The following is a 903-nucleotide window of genomic DNA, read 5'->3' on the forward strand; positions in this document are numbered from 1 at the left end:
GTCGTAAAACCAGCTTGAGAAGAAGCGCTGGTGATTGGCACTGAAGTAGTGTAGAAGTTACCAGCTGGTAGGTTGTATAGGTTATCTAAGTTTTCAGCTAACGCAACAATTTGATAACTACCATCATCATTTGTTAACTTGTATTTTTGCCAATTAAGACTATTAATATTAGTGTCCAACTGTTCCGGTGTAACGAAACCATTATCTTCAACCGTTTTATTAAATTCTGCCACTTTTGCATCAACATGGGTAATAGCTTGGTCACTGGTTGCTTTAACACTTTCATTCGCAGTATCTGCAGTATTTTGAATAGATGTTTTCGTATTATTTGATAACGTTGCGATATCTTCAATACTTTGTGAAACTGTTTCATCTATATCTGATTTAGATTGTGTAATGAGTGTATTAATATCTGCTTTACCATCAATCACAATCTTATTAAGTGCATCTTTCCCTTGTTGTAACACTGTTTTCATTTCTGCAACATAATCGGCACCGTTAGCGATAGCTTCTTCGATATCTTTAACTTCTTGTTCGATTCGTTGTTTTAGTTGTGAAAACATACGAATGTATTCAATTTTAGTCGTTGAAGTAATTTTATTAATCAATGCGTCTGCAACTTCAAATTTAAACTCTCTAAACACTGCAACCTCATTATATTGTGAATTACCGTCTACATTATTCACACCGATATAAACTTGACCAGTAACCGTTGTGTTTGTGCAAGCATGTAAAAAGGCACTGTCTAATGTGATCGTGACAATGCCTTGAAATTCATCTTCAATTGCTAATTCAATTACATCTGATGCGCTACCATTTGTTGATTCAAAATAAGCATATGCGGTTAAATTATTCTTACTAATTAGTAATGGTCCTTTGTCGTTACTCAATTGAAATCTCAGT

The 903-nt window shown here is 34.1% G+C and carries 1 pseudogene; it reads right to left on the reverse strand.

Going from position 1 to position 903, the window contains the following annotated elements:
- Positions 1-903 (reverse strand): annotated as a pseudogene (locus tag ACF91D_RS30780) (hypothetical protein); the annotation flags it as partial.

Source organism: Staphylococcus sp. 231237_7MaSpsaltlick (assembly GCF_043107035.1).